Origin of the sequence: Klebsiella sp. HMSC16A12 (genome assembly GCF_001808265.1) — a bacterium.
Classification (GTDB): domain Bacteria; phylum Pseudomonadota; class Gammaproteobacteria; order Enterobacterales; family Enterobacteriaceae; genus Klebsiella; species Klebsiella pneumoniae.
In genome coordinates this window covers 72,785-91,135 of the sequence record NZ_KV792545.1, presented here as the reverse complement: position 1 = coordinate 91,135, position 18,351 = coordinate 72,785, and the positions used below count along the sequence as shown (strand labels likewise).

Below are 18,351 nucleotides of genomic sequence, written 5' to 3'. Positions count from 1 at the left end.
CTGCTGACCAAAACGCGGCGACGCAGAATTTTCTGTGCTGTACATAAAATAATCTACAGGGTGAATTATACTTGGATCAGTGCAGTACGAAGCCGTGACAAGGGGGACGCTATGAACCATGTCTGGGGGCTCTTCGCTCATCCCAACCGGGAAATGAGCGTGATTAAGAGCGAGAATGAAACCATTTCTCATCACTATACGCATCATGTGCTGCTGATGGCGGCGGTTCCGGTAATCTGCGCCTTTATCGGCACCACGCAGCTGGGCTGGAACTTCGGCGATGGCACCGTGATTAAACTGTCGATGCTGACCGGACTGGCGCTGGCGGTGCTGTTTTACGCCGTGATGCTCGCCGGGGTGGCGATCATGGGGCGGGTCATCTGGTGGATGGCGAGGCAGTATCCGCAGCAGCCTTCCCTGAAACGCTGCATGGTGTTTGCCGGCTACGTCGCCACCCCGCTGTTTCTGAGCGGGATTGTGGCGCTCTATCCGCTGGTCTGGCTGTGCGCGCTGGTCGGTACTATTGCGCTGTTCTATACCGGGTATCTGCTGTATCTCGGCATTCCGACCTTCCTGAGCATTAATCGGGAAGAGGGGTTAAGCTTTGCCAGCTCGACGCTAGCTATTGGGGTACTGGTGCTGGAAGTGCTGCTGGCCATCACCGTGGTGCTCTGGGGGTATGGCTACCGACTCTTCTGATCGGGCGGCACGGGTAAATATGCATTGCCGGCAAATATGTATTTTATGTCGGCAATGCAGCATTTCTTCACGATTCTTATTAGGCACAGGGCCTTACGGCGCGGTATGATGGCGTTTGCCAGCGAAGTTGCCCACTTAACCTCGCGGCGTACGTTCCATAACGTGCAAAAATACTTTTCAGAATGCCCATGATGCCGAAATTTCGAGTCTCTTTGCTCAGCCTGACCTTGCTGCTGGCTGTGCCTTTTGCGCCCCAGGCGTTAGCAAAAACCCCGACGGCGGTGACCGCCTCGCAGCCGGAAATTGCCTCCGGCAGCGCCATGATCGTCGATCTGGCCACGAAAAAAATCATTTATGCCAGCCAGCCTGATCTGGTGCGCCCGATGGCGTCGATCACCAAAGTGATGACCGCCATGGTGGTGCTCGATGCCCATCTGCCGCTGGATGAGATGCTGACGGTGGATATCAGCCATACGCCGGAAATGAAGGGGATCTACTCCCGCGTGCGCCTCAACAGCCAGATTAGTCGCCGCGATATGCTGCTGCTGGCGCTGATGTCTTCCGAGAACCGCGCGGCCGCCAGCCTGGCGCATCACTATCCGGGCGGCTACGACGCTTTTATTCGCGCGATGAACGCCAAAGCCCAGGCGCTGGGCATGACCCATACCCGCTACGTGGAGCCCACCGGCCTGTCGGTGCATAACGTCTCCACCGCCCGCGATCTGACCAAACTGCTGATCGCCAGCGAGCAGTATCCGCTGATCGGCCAGCTGAGCACCACCAAAGAAGAGACCGCCACCTTCGCCCATCCGGCCTACAGCCTGCCGTTCCGCAACACCAACCATCTGGTGTATCGCGATAACTGGAACATTCAGCTGACCAAAACCGGCTTCACCAACGCTGCCGGCCACTGCCTGATTATGCGCACGGTGATTAACCAACGTCCGGTGGCGCTGGTGGTGATGGATGCCTTCGGCAAATATACCCACTTCGCTGACGCCAGCCGCTTGCGGACCTGGATTGAAACCGGGAAGGTAATGCCGGTACCCGCCTCGGCGCTGAGCTATAAAAAGCAGCGCGAAGCGCAGATGGCGGAGGCGATGCTGAAAGGCGGCGCGCAGACCGCGCAGAACGATTAATCTGCATGTCTCACGGATGGCGGCGCATTGCGCCTTATCCGGGCTACGTGATTTGGCACCGGGTTTGCCCCCTTCGCAGGCCCGGCAAGCGCAGCGCCGCCGGACAATATACCCGACACCGTGCCGCGTATGTGCCGGATGGCGGCTCGCGCCTTATCCGGCCTACGTGATTTGGCGGCGGGTTCATCCCCTTCGTAGGCCCGGCAAGCGCAGCGCCGCCGGGCAATCAGGCTGAGTGCCGGTGTTTGTGCAGGATGGCGGCTGACGCCTCTACGGAACCGCGCTGAACGGTAGCCCGGCTAAGGCGTTTACGCCGCGAGCCGGGGATTTGGCGCCGGATATCACTCCGGCAGCGTCCAGTCGCCGTCACCCAGCGCGCGCTGCATAATCAACGTATCCCGCCAGTCGCCCATCTTGTAGCCGACGCTGCGCAGCTGACCCGCCACGGTAAAGCCGAACTTTTTATGGATCGCCAGCGAGCCGGCATTGTTATGGCCATCGCCGATGATCGCCAGCATCTGCCGCCACGGGCCTTTCTCGCACTCAGCGATTAGCCTGGACAGCAGCGCGCTGCCGATGCCGCGTCCGCCCATTCCGGATTCCACGTATATCGATTCCTCGAGGGTGTAGCGATAGGCCGGACGCGGGCGATAGAAGGTGGCATAGCAGTAGCCGACGATAGCCCCGCGCCACAGCGCTACCAGCCACGGCAGCCCGTTGTCGCGCACGGTCTGGATCCGTTTACGCATTTCGTCAACGGTGGGGGGGATCTCTTCGAAGGAGGCGCGGCCATTAAGCACGTGCCAGACATACAGCGCGGCGATGGCGTGCGCATCGTCGGGCAGCGCTTCGCGAATTTCTAAATCACTGTCGAGTAACGGGGCCTCTGCGGGCATGGCGGCGCTCCTGAATCTGCCGGAGAAACATTCTCCGGCGTGCAGCGTAATACAGAAGCGCCAGGCTGAATAGTCCTGCCGTCGATTATTGCGGATCCGCCGGAGAGGCTGGCGTCGGGGCCGCTTCACCCCAGTATTTCTGCTTGCTGGTTTTACCAATCCCCGGGTTCATGCTGTTGGTCGGATCGTTCTGGCGATAGAACTGCTGCAGGCTCTCCGGGGCCTCATACAGATGACCCACGTTATGCTCCGCCGGGTACTGGGCGCCGCGCGCTTTCAGTAACTCCAGCATTTTTTCCTTCAGCGCGTGGGCGTCGACCCCTTTCCTGACGATGTAATCCTGATGGAACACATGGCACATAAAGTGGCCATAGTAGAGCTTATGCACCAGCTGGCTGTCGATTTCGGGCGGCAGATGTTCGAACCACTCGGTATCGTTACGGCGCAGGGCGATATCCAGCGCCAGAATATCTTCGACTTCGTCGGCATGCACCGCCTGATAGCGGATCGCCGCGCCGGCGGCGGCAAAGCGATGGAGGAACGCCTTGCTGCCTTCCTCCGGCGTACAGGCGAAGAAATCCCCCTCGGCCTGCTGGAAGTACTCTGTCAACCAACGCTGCGCTTCTTCGATGCCGTCGCCAGCCATCTTCAGCAGCAGATGATGTTCATATTTATCGCGCCAGGTTTTCATCCGCTCCGGTAAATGCGCCGGGAAGACGTGGCCGAGCTTCTGCATAAAGCGGTCGGTAAAGTGCGGCTTAAACAGCGAGACTTTCTCCAGCATCGCGTCGGTGCGCCCCTTCATGGTGAAGAAGAACGGCATTTTGTCGGTGCCGAGCTTGTCGATCATCAGGAAGGTGTCTTTGCCATACTTCTCGGCGATATCGTAAATATCGCGGTGCATATATTCCCCCGCCACCGGCAGATGCTGGAACTCAGCGAGGATATGACGGCGGATCTCGGTCAATACCTGTGGCTGGTTGGTGCCAATGTAAAACACCTGCTGGCGCTTTTCCGCCGGGAAAGTATCGAGACGCACGGCGAAAACCGCTAGCTTGCCGGCGCAGCCGGAGGATTCGAACAGGCGGTCCGGGTCGGCGTTATAGCGCGCCGGGGTGTCGGCATCGACATCGCGCACGCGGGTGACATAGTCGTGATCGTGGGCGTGGCGGCCGTCGTGCAGGACATCGCTATCGCTAATCCGTTCGTCATCGAGGCGGCTGAGGATCTGCTCCGGCGTGCTGCCGAGATCGATGCCCAGATGATTGACCAGCTTCAGCTTGCCGTCGGCGTCAATCTGCGCGAACAGCGACATCTCAGTGTAGGCCGGCCCGCGCTGCACCAGCGAGCCGCCGGAGTTGTTGCAGATCCCGCCGATGACCGACGCGCCGATGCATGACGAACCGATCACCGAGTGCGGTTCGCGTCCCAGCGGTTTGAGCGCTTTTTCCAGCGAATAGAGGGTGGTGCCGGGCCAGGCCAGCACCTGCTCGCCTTTGTCCAGCAGATGCAGTTTGTCCAGGCGCAGGGTGCTGATAATCACGATCTCGCGATCGTAATCATTGCCGTTGGGGGTCGAACCTTCGGTCAGGCCGGTGTTGGCCGCCTGCATCAGAATAATTTTATCGGCGTCTACGCAGGCGTTGAGCACGCGCCAGAGTTCCAGCAGGGTGCCGGGAAAGACAACCGCCAGGGCCTCGCCCTGACCGGAGCGGAAGCCTTTGCGGTAGCGCTGGGTTTTTGCCGGGTCGGTCAGCAGATGCGAAGGGCCAACCAGGCGCGCCAGGTCAGCCAGAAACGTTTTATGGGTGTCAGTGGGTGCAGATGACATGTTCCACTCCTTGTGGTGGTGCGCGAAATATCGAGGATAAGCATAGCGCTTTGTATGACAATTTGATGCATGAATGTTTCGCAAAAATCAGAGAAGAACCTTAGCATTCTGCGGGCGCGTTGTTTATATATATGGCAAACTGCGGTTTTTATTATGTTTTACCGAGTCCCCGTCTGAGATAAAGCGAGATAACAATGAAATGGCTCTGCACTGTAGGCGTCGCCGTGAGTCTGGCGCTGCAACCCGCGCTGGCGGATGAACTGTTTGGTAACCACCCCCTGACCCCGCAGGCGCGGGATGCCTTTGTCACCGACCTGCTGAAAAAAATGACGGTGGACGAGAAAATCGGCCAGCTGCGTCTGATAAGCGTTGGCCCGGATAACCCGAAAGAGGCGATCCGTGAAATGATCAAGAACGGTCAGGTGGGGGCGATTTTTAACACCGTTACCCGCCCGGATATCCGTGTAATGCAGGATCAGGTGATGCAGCTTAGCCGCCTGAAGATCCCGCTGTTCTTTGCCTACGATGTGCTGCACGGTCAGCGCACCGTGTTTCCGATAAGCCTCGGCTTGGCCTCGTCGTTTAACCTTGATACGGTGAAGACCGTGGGCCGCGTGTCAGCTTATGAAGCCGCCGATGACGGCTTGAACATGACCTGGGCGCCGATGGTCGACGTCTCCCGCGACCCGCGCTGGGGACGCGCTTCCGAAGGGTTCGGGGAAGACACCTATCTGACCACGATGATGGGCCAGGCGATGGTGGAGTCGATGCAGGGCAAGAGCCCGGCGGACCGCTATTCGGTGATGACCAGCGTCAAGCATTTCGCCGCCTACGGCGCGGTGGAGGGCGGGAAAGAGTACAATACGGTCGACATGAGCCCGCAGCGCCTGTTCAACGACTATATGCCGCCGTATAAAGCCGGGCTTGATGCCGGCAGCGGCGCGGTGATGGTAGCCCTGAACTCGCTGAACGGCACCCCGGCGACCTCTGATTCCTGGCTGCTGAAAGACGTCCTGCGCGACCAGTGGGGCTTTAAAGGCATCACCGTTTCCGACCACGGCGCCATCAAAGAGTTGATTAAGCACGGCGTGGCCTCCGACCCGGAAGACGCGGTGCGCGTAGCGCTGAAGTCCGGCATCAACATGAGCATGAGCGACGAGTATTACAGCAAGTACCTGCCGGGGCTGGTGAAGTCCGGCAAGGTGACCATGGCCGAGCTGGATGATGCCACCCGACACGTGCTCAACGTCAAATATGATATGGGACTGTTCAACGATCCCTACAGCCACCTGGGACCGAAAGATTCTGACCCGCAGGACACCAATGCGGAAAGTCGTCTGCATCGTAAAGAGGCGCGCGAAGTGGCTCGCGAGAGCCTGGTGCTGCTGAAGAACCGTCTTGATACGCTGCCGCTGAAAAAATCCGGCACTATCGCGGTGGTGGGCGCGCTGGCGGACAGCAAGCGCGACATGATGGGCAGCTGGTCCGCGGCCGGGGTGGCCGACCAGTCGGTGACCGTCCTGACCGGCATCAAAGAAGCGCTGGGCGATAACGGCAAAGTGATTTACGCCAAAGGGGCGAACGTTACCGATGACAAAGGCATTGTCGATTTCCTCAATTTGTATGAGAACGCGGTGCAGGTTGACCCACGCTCGCCGCAGGAAATGATCGACGAAGCGGTCGCGGCGGCGAAGCAATCCGATGTGGTGGTCGCCGTGGTGGGCGAGGCGCAGGGCATGGCGCATGAGGCCTCCAGCCGGACCGATATCACCCTGCCGCAGAGCCAGCGCAATCTGATTGCCGCTCTTAAAGCCACCGGCAAACCGCTGGTGCTGGTGCTGATGAACGGGCGTCCGCTGGCGCTGGTGAAAGAGGATCAGCAAGCCGATGCGCTGCTGGAGACCTGGTTTGCCGGCACCGAAGGCGGCCACGCCATCGCCGACGTGCTGTTTGGCGACTACAACCCGTCGGGCAAGCTGCCGATGTCTTTCCCGCGCTCGGTGGGGCAGATCCCAACCTACTACAGCCACCTGAATACCGGCCGGCCGTATAATCCGGAGAAGCCGAACAAGTACACCTCGCGTTACTTCGATGAAGCCAATGGCCCGCTGTATCCGTTTGGTTACGGCCTGAGCTACACCACCTTTAGCGTCTCCGATGTCAACATGTCGTCGGCCACCATGCCGCGCGATGGCAGCGTGACCGCCAGCGTGCAGGTGACCAACACCGGCAATCGCGAAGGGGCGACGGTGATCCAGCTCTACCTGCAGGACGTCACCGCCTCCATGAGCCGGCCGGTGAAAATGCTGCGCGGCTTTAAAAAGGTCACCCTCAAACCGGGCGAAACGCAAACCGTTAGCTTCCCAATCGACGTCGACGCGCTGAAGTTCTGGAATCAGCAAATGAAATACGTTGCTGAGCCGGGCAAATTCAATGTCTTTATCGGCGTGGACTCCGCCCGCGTGAAGCAGAGCGAGTTTGAGCTGCTGTAAGGTATCGCTCTTAAGCCCAACGTCACGCTTTAAAGGCCGATTAATCGGCCTTTTCTTTTTCGCATCGCTGGCAAATGGGCTACGCTTTTCTCTTAAGCTTCTGTAAGCGAAGCGCAAAAGAACTGAGGGATGCGGGATGAAGATGGCAACGACATGGTCCGGCGCGCTGGCGCTGGCCGCCCTGATAAGTTTACCGCTGCAGGCGGCGGAGCCGGTGAAGGTCGGCTCGAAAATTGATACCGAAGGCGCGCTGCTGGGCAATATGATCCAGCAGGTGCTGGAAAGCCACGGCGTAAAAACGATTAATAAAATCCAGCTCGGCACCACGCCGGTGGTGCGCGGGGCGATTGTCGCCGGCGAGCTGGATATCTACCCGGAATATACCGGCAATGGCGCCTTCTTCTTCAAAGATGAAAACGACCCGGCGTGGAAGAATGCCCAACAGGGCTATGAGAAGGTGAAGCGCCTCGATCAGGAGAAACATCAGCTGGTATGGCTCACCCCGGCGCCGGCCAACAACACCTGGACTATCGCCGTGCGCCAGGAGCTGGCGGAGAAAAATAAGCTGACCTCGCTGGCCGACCTCAGTCGCTACCTGAAGCAGGGCGGCGAATTTAAGCTGGCGGCTTCGGCGGAATTTATTGAGCGCCCGGACGCGCTGCCGGCGTTTGAAAAAGCGTATGGCTTCAACCTCAACCAGAACCAGCTGCTGTCGCTGGCCGGGGGCGATACGGCGGTGACCATCAAAGCGGCGGCGCAACAGACCTCCGGCGTTAACGCGGCGATGGCCTACGGCACCGATGGCCCGGTGGCGGCCCTGGGGTTACAGACGCTGAGCGACCCGCAGGGCGTGCAGCCGATATATGCCCCGACGCCGGTGGTGCGCGAGGCGGTGCTCAAGGCCTACCCGCAGATCGCCGACTGGCTGCAGCCGGTCTTCGCCAGCCTCGATGAAAAAACGCTGCAGCAGCTGAACGCCCGCATTGCGGTGGAGGGCCAGGATGCGAAGCGCGTGGCGGCAGATTATCTGCAGCAGAAAGGCCTGCTGAAGTAAGCCACCGGTGACCATTCGCTGTACTCATCGCGTCGGCCTGCTGCTGACAGGTCTGCTGCTGGTTACGCTGGCGCTGCCGTTTATTACTTACGCGCCGAATCGCTTACTCTCCGGCGAAGGGCGCGGGCTGTGGCAGGTAATGCCCTGGCTCGCCGGCGTTCAGCTGGCGGCGGCCCTTGCCGGGATGCTGCTTTGCTGGCTGCCAGGCAGGGCCGCGCCGCTTCTTCACCTGCTGCTGGCCGAACTGCTCTTCCCGCTGCTTATCTGGGGCAGCGGCCAGGCGGCGCTTGAGCTCTCCCGCCACGGCTCGCCGCTGGCGCGCACCTCGCCCGGCAGCGGCCTGTGGCTGTCGCTGGCGCTTTGTCTGCTGCTGGCCAGCGAGGCCATCCGTCATCTTACCGTCCGGCCGCTCTGGCGCTGGCTGCTCAATGCGCAAGTCTGGCTGTTGCCGATCATCCTGCTCGCTATCGGGGCGCTCGATCAGCTCTCCTTGCTGAAGGAGTATGCCAACCGTCAGGAGGTATTTGATGACGCCCTGCGCCAGCATCTGCTTCTGCTGTTCGGCACCCTTCTGCCGGGCCTGCTGATTGGCCTGCCGCTGGGGGTATGGCTGTGGCGGCGTCCGCGCTGGCAGGCGCCGGCTTTCACCGCGCTCAATGTGATCCAGACTATTCCGTCGGTAGCGCTTTTTGGCCTGCTGATTGCGCCGCTTGCCGGTCTGGCGCGTTATTTCCCGACGCTGGGCGAGCTGGGCGTCTCCGGGACCGGCGTGGCGCCAGCCCTGATCGCTCTCACTCTCTATGCGCTGCTGCCGCTGGTGCGCGGGGTGGTGACCGGCCTGCAGCAGGTGCCGCAGGATGCCCTGGAAAGCGCGACGGCAATGGGCATGAGCGCCGGGCAGCGCTTTCGTCAGGTGCAGCTTCCGCTGGCGATGCCGGTACTGCTGCGCAGCCTGCGGGTGGTCAGCGTGCAAACCGTCGGCATGGCGGTAGTGGCCGCGCTGATCGGCGCCGGCGGCTTTGGCGCGCTGGTTTTTCAGGGGCTGCTGAGCAGTGCGCTGGATCTGGTGCTGCTGGGCGTGGTGCCGACCATTGCCCTGGCGGTGGTGCTGGATGCCCTGTTCGCCCTGTGGGGCGCCTGGCTAAAAGGAGAGGCCAATGATTGAATTTCAAGGGGTCAGCAAAGTGTTTGCCGGCCACCCGGCGGTGAAGGACCTGACCCTGGAGCTGCGCGAAGGCGCTTTCTCGGTGCTGGTGGGGACTTCCGGCTCGGGCAAGTCGACGACGCTGAAGATGATCAACCGTCTGCTGGAGCCGGACCGGGGCACCATTCGCTTTGCCGGCGAGGACATTCGCCAGCAGCCGGTCCTGACCCTGCGGCGGCGGATGGGCTATGCCATCCAGTCCATCGGCCTGTTTCCCCACTGGACGGTGGCGCAGAATATCGCCACCGTGCCGCAGTTGCAAAGATGGCCGCGGGCAAGGATCGCCGACCGGATCGACGAGCTGATGGCGCTGCTGGGGCTGGAGGCGACGCTGCGCGACCGTTACCCGCATCAGCTCTCCGGCGGCCAGCAGCAGCGGGTGGGGGTGGCGCGGGCGCTGGCGGCAGATCCGGAGGTGCTGTTGATGGATGAGCCCTTCGGCGCCCTCGACCCGGTGACCCGCGAGGCGCTGCAGCAGGAGATGCTGCGCATCCACCGTCTGCTGGGACGGACGATTGTGCTGGTGACCCATGATATTGACGAAGCGCTGCGTCTGGCGGACCACCTGGTGCTGATGGACGGGGGCGAGGTGGTCCAGCAGGGGGCGCCGCTGGAGATGCTCCTGCGACCGAAAAATAGCTTTGTACAGACCTTTTTTGGCCGCAGCGAGCTGGGCGTGCGCCTGCTGTCGCTGCGCGAGGTAGGGGACTATTTGCGTCCCGACGAACGGCTGGCGGGCGAGGGGCTGACCGTCACCATGACCCTGCGGGAAGCGCTGTCGCAGTTTGTCGCCCGGCGCTGCGAGACGCTGCCGGTGGTCGATGCCGAAGGCAGGCCCTGCGGTACGCTGCATTTTGCCGATCTGCTGCGTCAGGAGATGAGCCATGAAGGCGCTTCGTGAGCCGCTGTGGTGGCTTATCGCGCTGTTTATCGGCCTGCTGGCAGGGCTGCCCTACAGCGCGCCGCTGTTCAGTCGGCTGTTCCCGGAGCTGCCGCGGCCGGTCTACCAGCAGGAGAGCTTCTGGGCGCTCACTCTCGATCACGGCTGGCTGGTGGTGGCGTCCAGCCTCGCGGCAACGGCAATCGGGCTGGGGGCTGGGGTGGCGGTCACCCGGCCCGCCGGCAGCGCGTTTCGTCCGCTGGTGGAGACCATCGCCGCTATCGGGCAGACCTTTCCGCCGGTGGCGGTGCTGGCGATGGCGGTGCCGGTGCTGGGCTTTGGCTGGCTGCCCGCGCTCATCGCCCTCGCGCTGTATGGCATACTGCCGGTGCTGCAGGGGACGCTGGCCGGGCTGGGTTCGATACCGCCTGGGGTGTCAGGTGTGGCTGAAGGGATGGGAATGACCGGCTGGCAGCGTCTGTATAAGGTGGAGCTTCCGCTGGCGGCCCCGGTGATCCTGGCGGGGATCCGCACCTCGGTCATCGTCAATATTGGTACCGCGACCATTGCCTCGACGGTGGGGGCCAGTACGCTCGGGACGCCGATCATCATCGGCCTGAGCGGCTTTAATACCGCGTATATTGTTCAGGGGGCGCTGCTGGTGGCCCTGGCGGCGATTATCGTCGACCGCGCGTTTGAGCGTCTGACTCGCTGGATCAGCCGACACCGCCACGCACAATAAAGGAATAGCCGGCCAGCATTACGCCGCTGATCCCGCCGATGGCCATAAGTAAGAAGAGAGTGACGACCGCGATTTTCGCTGGCTTCATAATAGGCTCCTGATGTTAACAGGGGGATTATACGGTGAAGCGCAGGTGTTAATGAAACATTAATTGCGGTTTAGCGCGCCGCGCCGGGCTTTTTGCCGCGTTTGCTGCGCAACGCGCCGCAAAAAAGTGTGATCCTGGCCGTCGTTTTTCATTTTTATGCAGGGCTTCAAAGAAAGTTTTCGCCAGGCAGGGTATGGTACGCGCTTTCAGGCATGTGTGGTTTGCGGGTATGTACGAGTTTGATCTGGTGTTGCTGCTGCTTCAGCAGATGTGCGTATTTTTGGTCATCGCGTGGTTGATGAGCAAAACCCGACTGTTTATCCCCCTGATGCAAGTCACCGTTCGCCTGCCGCACAAGCTGCTGTGCTACGTCACCTTCTCCATTTTCTGCATTATGGGGACCTATTTCGGTCTGCATATCGAAGACTCCATCGCCAACACCCGCGCCATCGGCGCCGTGATGGGCGGCCTGCTCGGCGGGCCGGTGGTCGGCGGGCTGGTAGGGCTCACCGGCGGCCTGCACCGCTACTCGCTGGGGGGAATGACCGCCTTAAGCTGCATGGTTTCCACCATCGTTGAGGGGCTGCTGGGCGGTCTGGTGCACAGCGTGCTGGTCAAACGCGGCCGGCCGGACAAAGTCTTTAGCCCGCTGACCGCCGGGGCGATCACCTTCGTGGCCGAGCTGGTGCAGATGATGATCATTCTGCTGATTGCCCGCCCGTTCCAGGACGCCCTGCATCTGGTGCAGAGCATTGCCGCGCCGATGATGGTCACCAATACCGTCGGAGCGGCGCTGTTTATGCGCATTCTGCTGGATAAACGGGCGATGTTTGAGAAGTACACCTCCGCCTTTTCCGCCACGGCGCTGAAGGTGGCGGCGTCCACCGAGGGGATCCTGCGTCAGGGATTCAACGAAGAGAATAGCATGAAGGTGGCCCAGGTGCTGATCCAGGAGCTGGACATCGGCGCGGTGGCGATCACCGATCGCGACAAGCTGCTGGCGTTTACCGGCATCGGCGACGACCACCATCTGCCGGGCAAGCCTATTTCCTCCTCGTATACGCAACGGGCGATTGAGACCGGGGAGGTGGTCTACGCCGACGGCAACGAGGTGCCTTACCGCTGCTCGATTCATCCGCACTGTAAGCTGGGGTCGACGCTGGTGATCCCCCTGCGCGGCGAGAACCAACGGGTGATAGGCACCATTAAACTGTATGAGGCGAAAAATCGCCTGTTCAGTTCGATCAACCGCACCCTCGGGGAGGGGATTGCCCAGCTGCTGTCGGCGCAGATCCTCGCCGGACAGTACGAGCGGCAGAAGGCGCTGCTGACGCAATCCGAAATCAAGCTCCTGCACGCCCAGGTCAACCCGCACTTCCTGTTTAACGCGCTTAACACGCTGAAGGCGGTGATCCGCCGCGACAGCGATCAGGCCGGCCAGCTGGTGCAGTATCTATCGACCTTCTTTCGCAAGAACCTGAAACGGCCGACGGAAATTGTCACTCTTGCCGATGAGATCGAGCATGTTAACGCCTATCTGCAGATTGAGAAGGCTCGCTTTCAGGCTAACCTGCAGATCCAGATGGCGGTGCCGGAAGGGCTGGCGCATCACCAGCTGCCGGCCTTTACCCTGCAGCCGATCGTGGAGAACGCCATTAAGCATGGTACATCGCAACATCTTGGCGTCGGCGAAATTACCATCCGCGCCAGCCAGGACGATCGCTGGCTGCAGCTGGATATCGAAGATAACGCCGGGCTGTACCGGGCCAACCCCCAGGCCAGCGGGCTGGGGATGAATCTGGTGGACAGGCGGCTGCGGGCGCGTTTTGGCGCCGACTGCGGCATCAGCGTCACCTGCGAGCCGGAGCGCTTTACCCGAGTCACCCTACGTCTGCCCCTGGAGGAGAATGCATGCTGAGAGTATTGATCATCGATGATGAGCCGCTGGCGCGGGAAAACCTGCGCATTTTGCTGGAGACACAGCGCGATATCGAGATCGTCGGCGAGTGCGGCAACGCGGTGGAGGCCATTGGCGCGGTGCATAAGCTGCGTCCCGACGTGCTGTTTCTCGACATCCAGATGCCGCGCATCAGCGGTCTGGAGATGGTCGGGATGCTCGACCCGGAGCACCGCCCCTATATCGTGTTTCTCACCGCCTTTGATGAATACGCGGTGAAAGCCTTTGAGGAGCATGCCTTTGACTATCTGCTGAAGCCGATTGAAGCTGCCCGGCTGGAGAAAACCCTCGCCCGCCTGCGCCAGGAGCGTAATCTGCAGGATGTGTCGCTGCTGGATGATGCTCAGCAGACGCTGAAATACATTCCCTGTACCGGCCACAGTCGTATCTGGCTGCTGCAGATGGAGGATGTGGCCTTCGTCAGCAGCCGGATGAGCGGCATCTACGTGACCGACCGCGAGGGAAAAGAGGGCTTTACCGAACTGACCCTGCGCACCCTTGAGAGCCGCACGCCGTTGCTGCGCTGCCATCGCCAGTACCTGGTGAATATGGCGCACCTGAAGGAGATTCGCCTGGAGGAGAATGGCCAGGCGGAGCTGCTGATGCGCGCCGGGCAAACGGTGCCGGTGAGCCGGCGCTATTTAAAAAGCCTGAAAGAGGCGATTGGCCTGTAAAGCTGGTACACTGCGCCCCATTGCATCATCGACAGTAAAAGGCCCTCATGCTCAGTAATGATATTCTTCGTAGCCTGCGCTACACCCTGAAAGTCAATAATAACGATATGGTGCGCATTCTCGCGCTCTCCGCTATGGAATCCACCGCCGCCAGCTTCGACACCTGGACGACGAAAGAGGATGAAGAGGGCTTTGTTCGCTGCCCGGACATTATCCTGTCGGGTTTCCTTAACGGCCTTATCTATGACAAGCGCGGCAAAGATGATTCGGCCCCGGAGCTGGCGCTGGAGCGTCGGGTGAATAACAACACGGTGCTGAAAAAGCTGCGGATCGCCTTCTCGCTGAAAACGGACGATATCCAGGCGATTATGAGCGAGCAGAAATACCGGGTGTCGGTGCCGGAGATCACCGCCATGATGCGCTCGCCTGACCACAAAAACTACCGCGAGTGCGGCGACCAGTTTCTGCGCAATTTCCTGCGCGGACTGACCCAGCGGGTGCATAACCCGAAGGCATGATTTTTTGCCGGGTGGCGGCTTCGCCTGACCCGGCCTACAACGACTGACCCCCCGGGCGCGTGCTAGCATAGCGCCGCCGGGCAAAAAAAAGCCGGAGATACTCTCCGGCTTTTTTGTTATTTCACCTGCTGACCCGGCTTGGCGCCGTCGTCAGGGCTTAACAGGAAGATATCCTTCCCGCCAGGGCCGGCGGCCATCACCATGCCCTCGGAGATGCCGAAGCGCATTTTGCGCGGCGCCAGGTTGGCGACCATCACCGTCAGGCGACCAATCAGCGGCTGCGGATCCGGATAGGCGGAGCGGATGCCGGAGAAGACGTTACGTTTTTCGCCGCCGAGATCCAGCGTCAGGCGCAGTAGCTTGTCGGAGCCCTCGACGAATTCCGCGTTTTCAATCAGCGCCACGCGCAGATCGACTTTGGCGAAATCGTCAAAGGTGATGGTCTCCTGAATCGGATCGTCCGCCAGCGGACCGGTGACCGGCGCCGCGGTGGCTTTCACCTCTTCTTTAGAGGCTTCTACCAGGGCTTCCACCTGCTTCATCTCGATACGGTTGTACAGCGCCTTGAACGGATTGACCTTATGCGCCAGCAGCGGCTGCTGAATGGCGTCCCAGCTCAGTTCGCTGTTGAGGAACGCTTCCGCACGCGCGGCCAGCTGCGGCAGGACCGGCTTCAGCCAGGTCATCAGCACGCGGAACATATTCAGGCCCATGGTGCAGATGGCCTGCAGGTCGGCGTCGCGGCCTTCCTGTTTCGCCACCACCCACGGCGCCTGCTCGTCGACGTAGCGGTTAGCCACGTCGGCGAGGGCCATGATTTCGCGGATGGCCTTACCGAACTCGCGGCTGTCCCATGCTTCGCCGATGCTTTCCGCAGCGTCGGTGAAGGTTTTGTACAGCGCCGGGTCGGCCAGCTCCGCGGCCAGCACGCCGTCGAAACGCTTGCTGATAAAGCCGGCGTTGCGCGAGGCGAGGTTAACCACCTTGTTGACGATGTCGGCGTTCACGCGCTGCACGAAATCTTCCAGGTTCAGGTCGATGTCATCGATGCGTGAAGAGAGCTTGGCGGTGTAGTAGTAGCGCAGGCTGTCGGCATCGAAATGATTTAACCAGGTGCTGGCCTTGATAAAGGTGCCGCGCGACTTGGACATCTTGGCGCCGTTGACCGTCACGTAGCCGTGCACGAACAGATTAGTCGGCTTACGGAAGTTGCTGCCTTCCAGCATCGCCGGCCAGAACAGGCTGTGGAAGTAGACAATGTCCTTGCCGATAAAGTGATACAGCTCGGCCGTGGAATCTTTCTTCCAGTATTCGTCGAAGCTGGTGGTGTCGCCGCGCTTGTCGCACAGGTTCTTGAAGGAGCCCATGTAGCCGATCGGCGCGTCCAGCCAGACGTAGAAATATTTGCCCGGCGCGTTGGGAATTTCGAAGCCGAAGTACGGCGCATCGCGGGAGATGTCCCACTGCTGCAGGCCGGATTCGAACCACTCCTGCATCTTGTTCGCGACCTGCTCCTGCAGGGCGCCGCTGCGGGTCCACGCCTGCAGCATTTCGCTGAACGACGGCAGGTCGAAGAAAAAGTGCTCGGAGTCACGCATCACCGGCGTGGCGCCGGAAACCACCGATTTCGGGTCGATAAGTTCGGTGGGGCTGTAGGTCGCGCCGCACACTTCGCAGTTATCGCCATACTGGTCCGGAGATTTGCACTTCGGACAGGTGCCTTTCACAAAACGGTCCGGCAGGAACATGCCTTTTTCCGGATCGTAGAGCTGAGAGATGGTGCGGTTTTTAATAAAACCGTTCTCTTTCAGGCGGGTGTAGATAAGCTCCGACAGCTCGCGGTTCTCGTCGCTGTGCGTCGAGTGATAGTTATCATAGCTGATGTCGAAGCCGGCGAAATCGGTCTGATGCTCCTGACTCATTTCGCCAATCATCTGCTCCGGAGTGATACCGAGCTGCTGCGCTTTGAGCATAATCGGCGTGCCATGGGCGTCGTCGGCGCAGATGAAGTTGACCTCGTGGCCGCGCATTCGCTGGTAACGGACCCAGACATCAGCCTGGATGTGCTCCAGCATGTGGCCGAGGTGGATGGAGCCGTTGGCGTACGGCAGGGCGCACGTTACCAGAATTTTCTTCGCGACTTGAGTCATAGTGAGCATTACATCTTCTGTTGTAAAAAGGGCTTCCGATATTACCAAAAGGGCTGTGGGTGCGCCATAAATGGCTGCCCATATATGGATAATCGTTACCTGTGATAAACTCTGTGATTACTGAAAGCATCTCAAAACAACAAAGGAGTCGGGATGAATTCGCAATCCCAGGCCAAATCCCCTGAGCGCCTACGTGCGATGGTCGCCGGGACGCTGGCCAATTTCCAGCACCCAACCCTGAAGCATAATCTCACCGCCCTTAAGGCGCTGCACCATGTCGCCTGGCTGGACGATACCGTCCATATTGAACTGCAAATGCCGTTCGTCTGGAGCAGCGCCTTCGAAGCGCTGAAAGAGCAGTGCAGCGCCGAACTGCTGCGCATCACCGGCGCGAAGGCTATCGACTGGAAGCTGACCCACAGCATCGCAACCCTCAAGCGGGTGAAAAACCAGCCCGGGGTCAACGGCGTGAAAAACATTATCGCCATCAGCTCCGGCAAAGGCGGCGTCGGTAAATCTTCTACTGCCGTAAATCTGGCGCTGGCCCTGGCGGCGGAAGGAGCGAAGGTGGGCATTCTGGATGCCGATATCTATGGTCCGTCGATTCCGACCATGCTGGGTGCGGAAGACAGCCGCCCGACCTCGCCGGACGGCACTCATATGGCGCCGATCATGAAATATGGTCTGGCAACCAACTCCATCGGCTACCTGGTGACCGACGACAACGCCATGGTCTGGCGTGGGCCGATGGCCAGCAAGGCGCTGATGCAGATGCTGCAGGAGACCCTGTGGCCGGACCTCGACTACCTGGTGCTGGATATGCCGCCGGGCACCGGCGACATCCAGCTGACCCTGGCGCAGAACATCCCGGTGACCGGCGCGGTGGGGGTCACCACGCCGCAGGACATCGCGCTGATCGACGCCAAAAAAGGCATCGTGATGTTCGAGAAAGTGGAAGTGCCGGTGCTGGGGATCGTGGAAAACATGAGCATGCATATCTGCAGCAACTGCGGGCACCACGAGCCTATCTTCGGCACCGGCGGCGCGCAAAAACTGGCCGAGAAATACCACACCCAGCTGCTGGGCCAACTGCCGCTGCATATTACGCTGCGGGAAGATCTGGATAACGGCACGCCGACGGTGGTGGCGCGTTCGGACAGCGAATTTACCGACATCTACCGCCAGCTGGCGGGCCGGGTGGCGGCCCAGATGTACTGGCAGGGAGAAGTGATCCCGGGTGAGATTGCCTTCCGCGCCGTTTAAGGCCGCGGCGAGCGCATTAGCCAGTATCTGCCCTCGGGCGACGCGCCCTGTGCTTCGATGGTCCAGCCATGACGCTGGTAGAAGCGCAGGGCGTTTTTATTTTCCATCAGGCACTTCAGCGTTCCGCTGGCGGTAAAGGTCCGTTCGACCTGCGCCAGCAGCGCGCTGCCGATATGTTTGCCTTGCCAGTCGGGGTCGACAAACAGATGGTGAAGGAAATTATCGGCGGTCCATACGGCGGCAAAGCCCACCGGCTGGCCGTCGCATTCCGCGACCCACAGCTGTTCATCCGCGGTGGCGGCATCGAAATCCTCCAGCCGCCACGCCGCGGCGGGAAGCCAGGTCCACGATAAACTGCGCGCCCGCAGGAAGATCTGGCGCAGCGCCGGAGAGTCCGCTGGCTCGCTGGGGCGGACGTGGAGATTGCGCGGATCAGCGGTGATAGAAGATCTCGCCATCGTACACTTTGAGGATTTTGCCTTCGGTATCGGTGATCAGCACGTAGTTACCGCCCATATAGGTCCAGTGGCTGCCGGCGTCCGGCGCAGGCAGGTTACGCTGCTGCCACTGTTTGATGTTGTATTCCGGGGTGAGGTACATCGCCGGAACGGTGTCGCCGATGTGAAACTGGGTGAAATCGGCGGTGAACTCTTTCAGCGCATACTGATCGATCCCCGCGGCAGTAGCCGTCCAGCTGGCGCCAGCGGTGGCAAGAAGTACGCCCAGAAGCATCATTTTTGTTTTACGCATAGTTTCCTCAATAT

General features: G+C 60.6%; 17 protein-coding genes. 11 read left to right on the top strand and 6 right to left on the bottom strand.

Features of this window, described 5'->3' with window-relative positions:
- Positions 1-111: 111 nt before the first annotated feature.
- Together HMPREF3140_RS05125 and pbpG are read left to right on the top strand one after the other, a co-directional pair.
- A complete protein-coding gene (locus HMPREF3140_RS05125) occupies positions 112-699 on the top strand; it encodes a Yip1 family protein (protein WP_002912831.1) in 588 nt (195 codons plus the stop codon).
- A gap of 188 nt (positions 700-887) precedes the next feature.
- The gene (gene pbpG, locus HMPREF3140_RS05120; RefSeq protein ID WP_004180615.1) at positions 888-1,838 is read left to right on the top strand and encodes a D-alanyl-D-alanine endopeptidase; all 951 of its coding nucleotides are present in this window, start codon (positions 888-890) and stop codon (positions 1,836-1,838) included.
- A 341-nt stretch (positions 1,839-2,179) separates the two neighbouring features.
- Here pbpG and HMPREF3140_RS05115 read toward each other — a convergent pair whose 3' ends face one another.
- Both HMPREF3140_RS05115 and dld read right to left on the bottom strand, forming a co-directional pair.
- Positions 2,180-2,734, bottom strand: coding sequence for a GNAT family N-acetyltransferase (locus HMPREF3140_RS05115; protein WP_002912829.1), 555 nt, complete (start codon positions 2,732-2,734; stop codon positions 2,180-2,182).
- Between the two features lie 85 nt (positions 2,735-2,819).
- On the bottom strand, positions 2,820-4,565 hold the full coding sequence (dld, locus tag HMPREF3140_RS05110) for a D-lactate dehydrogenase (protein ID WP_002912827.1): 1,746 nt from the start codon (positions 4,563-4,565) through the stop codon (positions 2,820-2,822).
- Between the two features lie 194 nt (positions 4,566-4,759).
- On the opposite strand from dld, the gene bglX reads away from it, so the two are divergent.
- The 5 genes from bglX to HMPREF3140_RS05085 all read left to right on the top strand — a co-directional run bounded on the left by bglX (position 4,760) and on the right by HMPREF3140_RS05085 (position 10,937).
- A complete protein-coding gene (gene bglX, locus HMPREF3140_RS05105; protein ID WP_004175093.1) occupies positions 4,760-7,057 on the top strand; it encodes a beta-glucosidase BglX in 2,298 nt (765 codons plus the stop codon).
- A gap of 136 nt (positions 7,058-7,193) precedes the next feature.
- Positions 7,194-8,111, top strand: a complete 918-nt coding sequence (locus tag HMPREF3140_RS05100) for a glycine betaine ABC transporter substrate-binding protein OsmF (RefSeq protein WP_032411962.1) — start codon at positions 7,194-7,196, stop codon at positions 8,109-8,111.
- Between the two features lie 7 nt (positions 8,112-8,118).
- A complete protein-coding gene (locus HMPREF3140_RS05095; RefSeq protein WP_032411960.1) occupies positions 8,119-9,276 on the top strand; it encodes an ABC transporter permease in 1,158 nt (385 codons plus the stop codon).
- A complete protein-coding gene (locus HMPREF3140_RS05090; RefSeq protein ID WP_004149083.1) occupies positions 9,269-10,216 on the top strand; it encodes an ABC transporter ATP-binding protein in 948 nt (315 codons plus the stop codon). The genes HMPREF3140_RS05095 and HMPREF3140_RS05090 overlap by 8 nt, the downstream gene beginning before the upstream one ends.
- Positions 10,200-10,937 carry an ABC transporter permease gene (locus tag HMPREF3140_RS05085; RefSeq protein WP_004151128.1) on the top strand — a complete coding sequence of 246 codons (738 nt, stop codon included), beginning with the start codon at positions 10,200-10,202 and terminating at the stop codon, positions 10,935-10,937. Before HMPREF3140_RS05090 ends, HMPREF3140_RS05085 begins: the two co-directional genes overlap by 17 nt.
- Here HMPREF3140_RS05085 and HMPREF3140_RS05080 read toward each other — a convergent pair.
- A complete protein-coding gene (locus tag HMPREF3140_RS05080) occupies positions 10,912-11,025 on the bottom strand; it encodes a protein YohO (RefSeq protein WP_002912762.1) in 114 nt (37 codons plus the stop codon). The two genes, HMPREF3140_RS05085 and HMPREF3140_RS05080, sit on opposite strands and share 26 nt — an antisense overlap.
- 229 nt (positions 11,026-11,254) lie before the next feature.
- Here HMPREF3140_RS05080 and HMPREF3140_RS05075 point away from each other — a divergent pair, with 229 nt between their 5' ends.
- Genes HMPREF3140_RS05075 through HMPREF3140_RS05065 form a run of 3 tightly spaced genes read left to right on the top strand, consistent with a single transcriptional unit; the run spans position 11,255 to position 14,174 of the window.
- Positions 11,255-12,943, top strand: a complete 1,689-nt coding sequence (locus HMPREF3140_RS05075) for a sensor histidine kinase (protein ID WP_002912760.1) — start codon at positions 11,255-11,257, stop codon at positions 12,941-12,943.
- Positions 12,937-13,656, top strand: a complete 720-nt coding sequence (gene btsR, locus HMPREF3140_RS05070) for a two-component system response regulator BtsR (protein WP_002912758.1) — start codon at positions 12,937-12,939, stop codon at positions 13,654-13,656. The genes HMPREF3140_RS05075 and btsR overlap by 7 nt, the downstream gene beginning before the upstream one ends.
- A 47-nt stretch (positions 13,657-13,703) precedes the next feature.
- The gene (locus HMPREF3140_RS05065) at positions 13,704-14,174 is read left to right on the top strand and encodes a YehS family protein (protein WP_002912756.1); all 471 of its coding nucleotides are present in this window, start codon (positions 13,704-13,706) and stop codon (positions 14,172-14,174) included.
- A 116-nt stretch (positions 14,175-14,290) separates the two neighbouring features.
- On the opposite strand, the gene metG is transcribed toward HMPREF3140_RS05065, so the two are convergent.
- Positions 14,291-16,324 (bottom strand): methionine--tRNA ligase, encoded by a 2,034-nt coding sequence (gene metG, locus HMPREF3140_RS05060; RefSeq protein ID WP_002912753.1) that lies wholly within the window; start codon positions 16,322-16,324, stop codon positions 14,291-14,293.
- A 153-nt stretch (positions 16,325-16,477) separates the two neighbouring features.
- Between metG and apbC the strand changes: the two genes are divergently transcribed.
- The gene (gene apbC / locus HMPREF3140_RS05055; protein ID WP_070552868.1) at positions 16,478-17,587 is read left to right on the top strand and encodes an iron-sulfur cluster carrier protein ApbC; all 1,110 of its coding nucleotides are present in this window, start codon (positions 16,478-16,480) and stop codon (positions 17,585-17,587) included.
- Here the strand turns inward: apbC and HMPREF3140_RS05050 are convergent.
- Together HMPREF3140_RS05050 and HMPREF3140_RS05045 are read right to left on the bottom strand one after the other, a co-directional pair.
- The gene (locus HMPREF3140_RS05050) at positions 17,584-18,045 is read right to left on the bottom strand and encodes a GNAT family N-acetyltransferase (RefSeq protein ID WP_020801631.1); all 462 of its coding nucleotides are present in this window, start codon (positions 18,043-18,045) and stop codon (positions 17,584-17,586) included. The genes apbC and HMPREF3140_RS05050 overlap by 4 nt on opposite strands.
- Positions 18,020-18,337: an RcnB family protein gene (locus HMPREF3140_RS05045; protein WP_002912749.1), complete on the bottom strand. Its 318-nt coding sequence runs from the start codon at positions 18,335-18,337 to the stop codon at positions 18,020-18,022. The genes HMPREF3140_RS05050 and HMPREF3140_RS05045 overlap by 26 nt, the downstream gene beginning before the upstream one ends.
- Between the last annotated feature and the right edge of the window lie 14 nt (positions 18,338-18,351).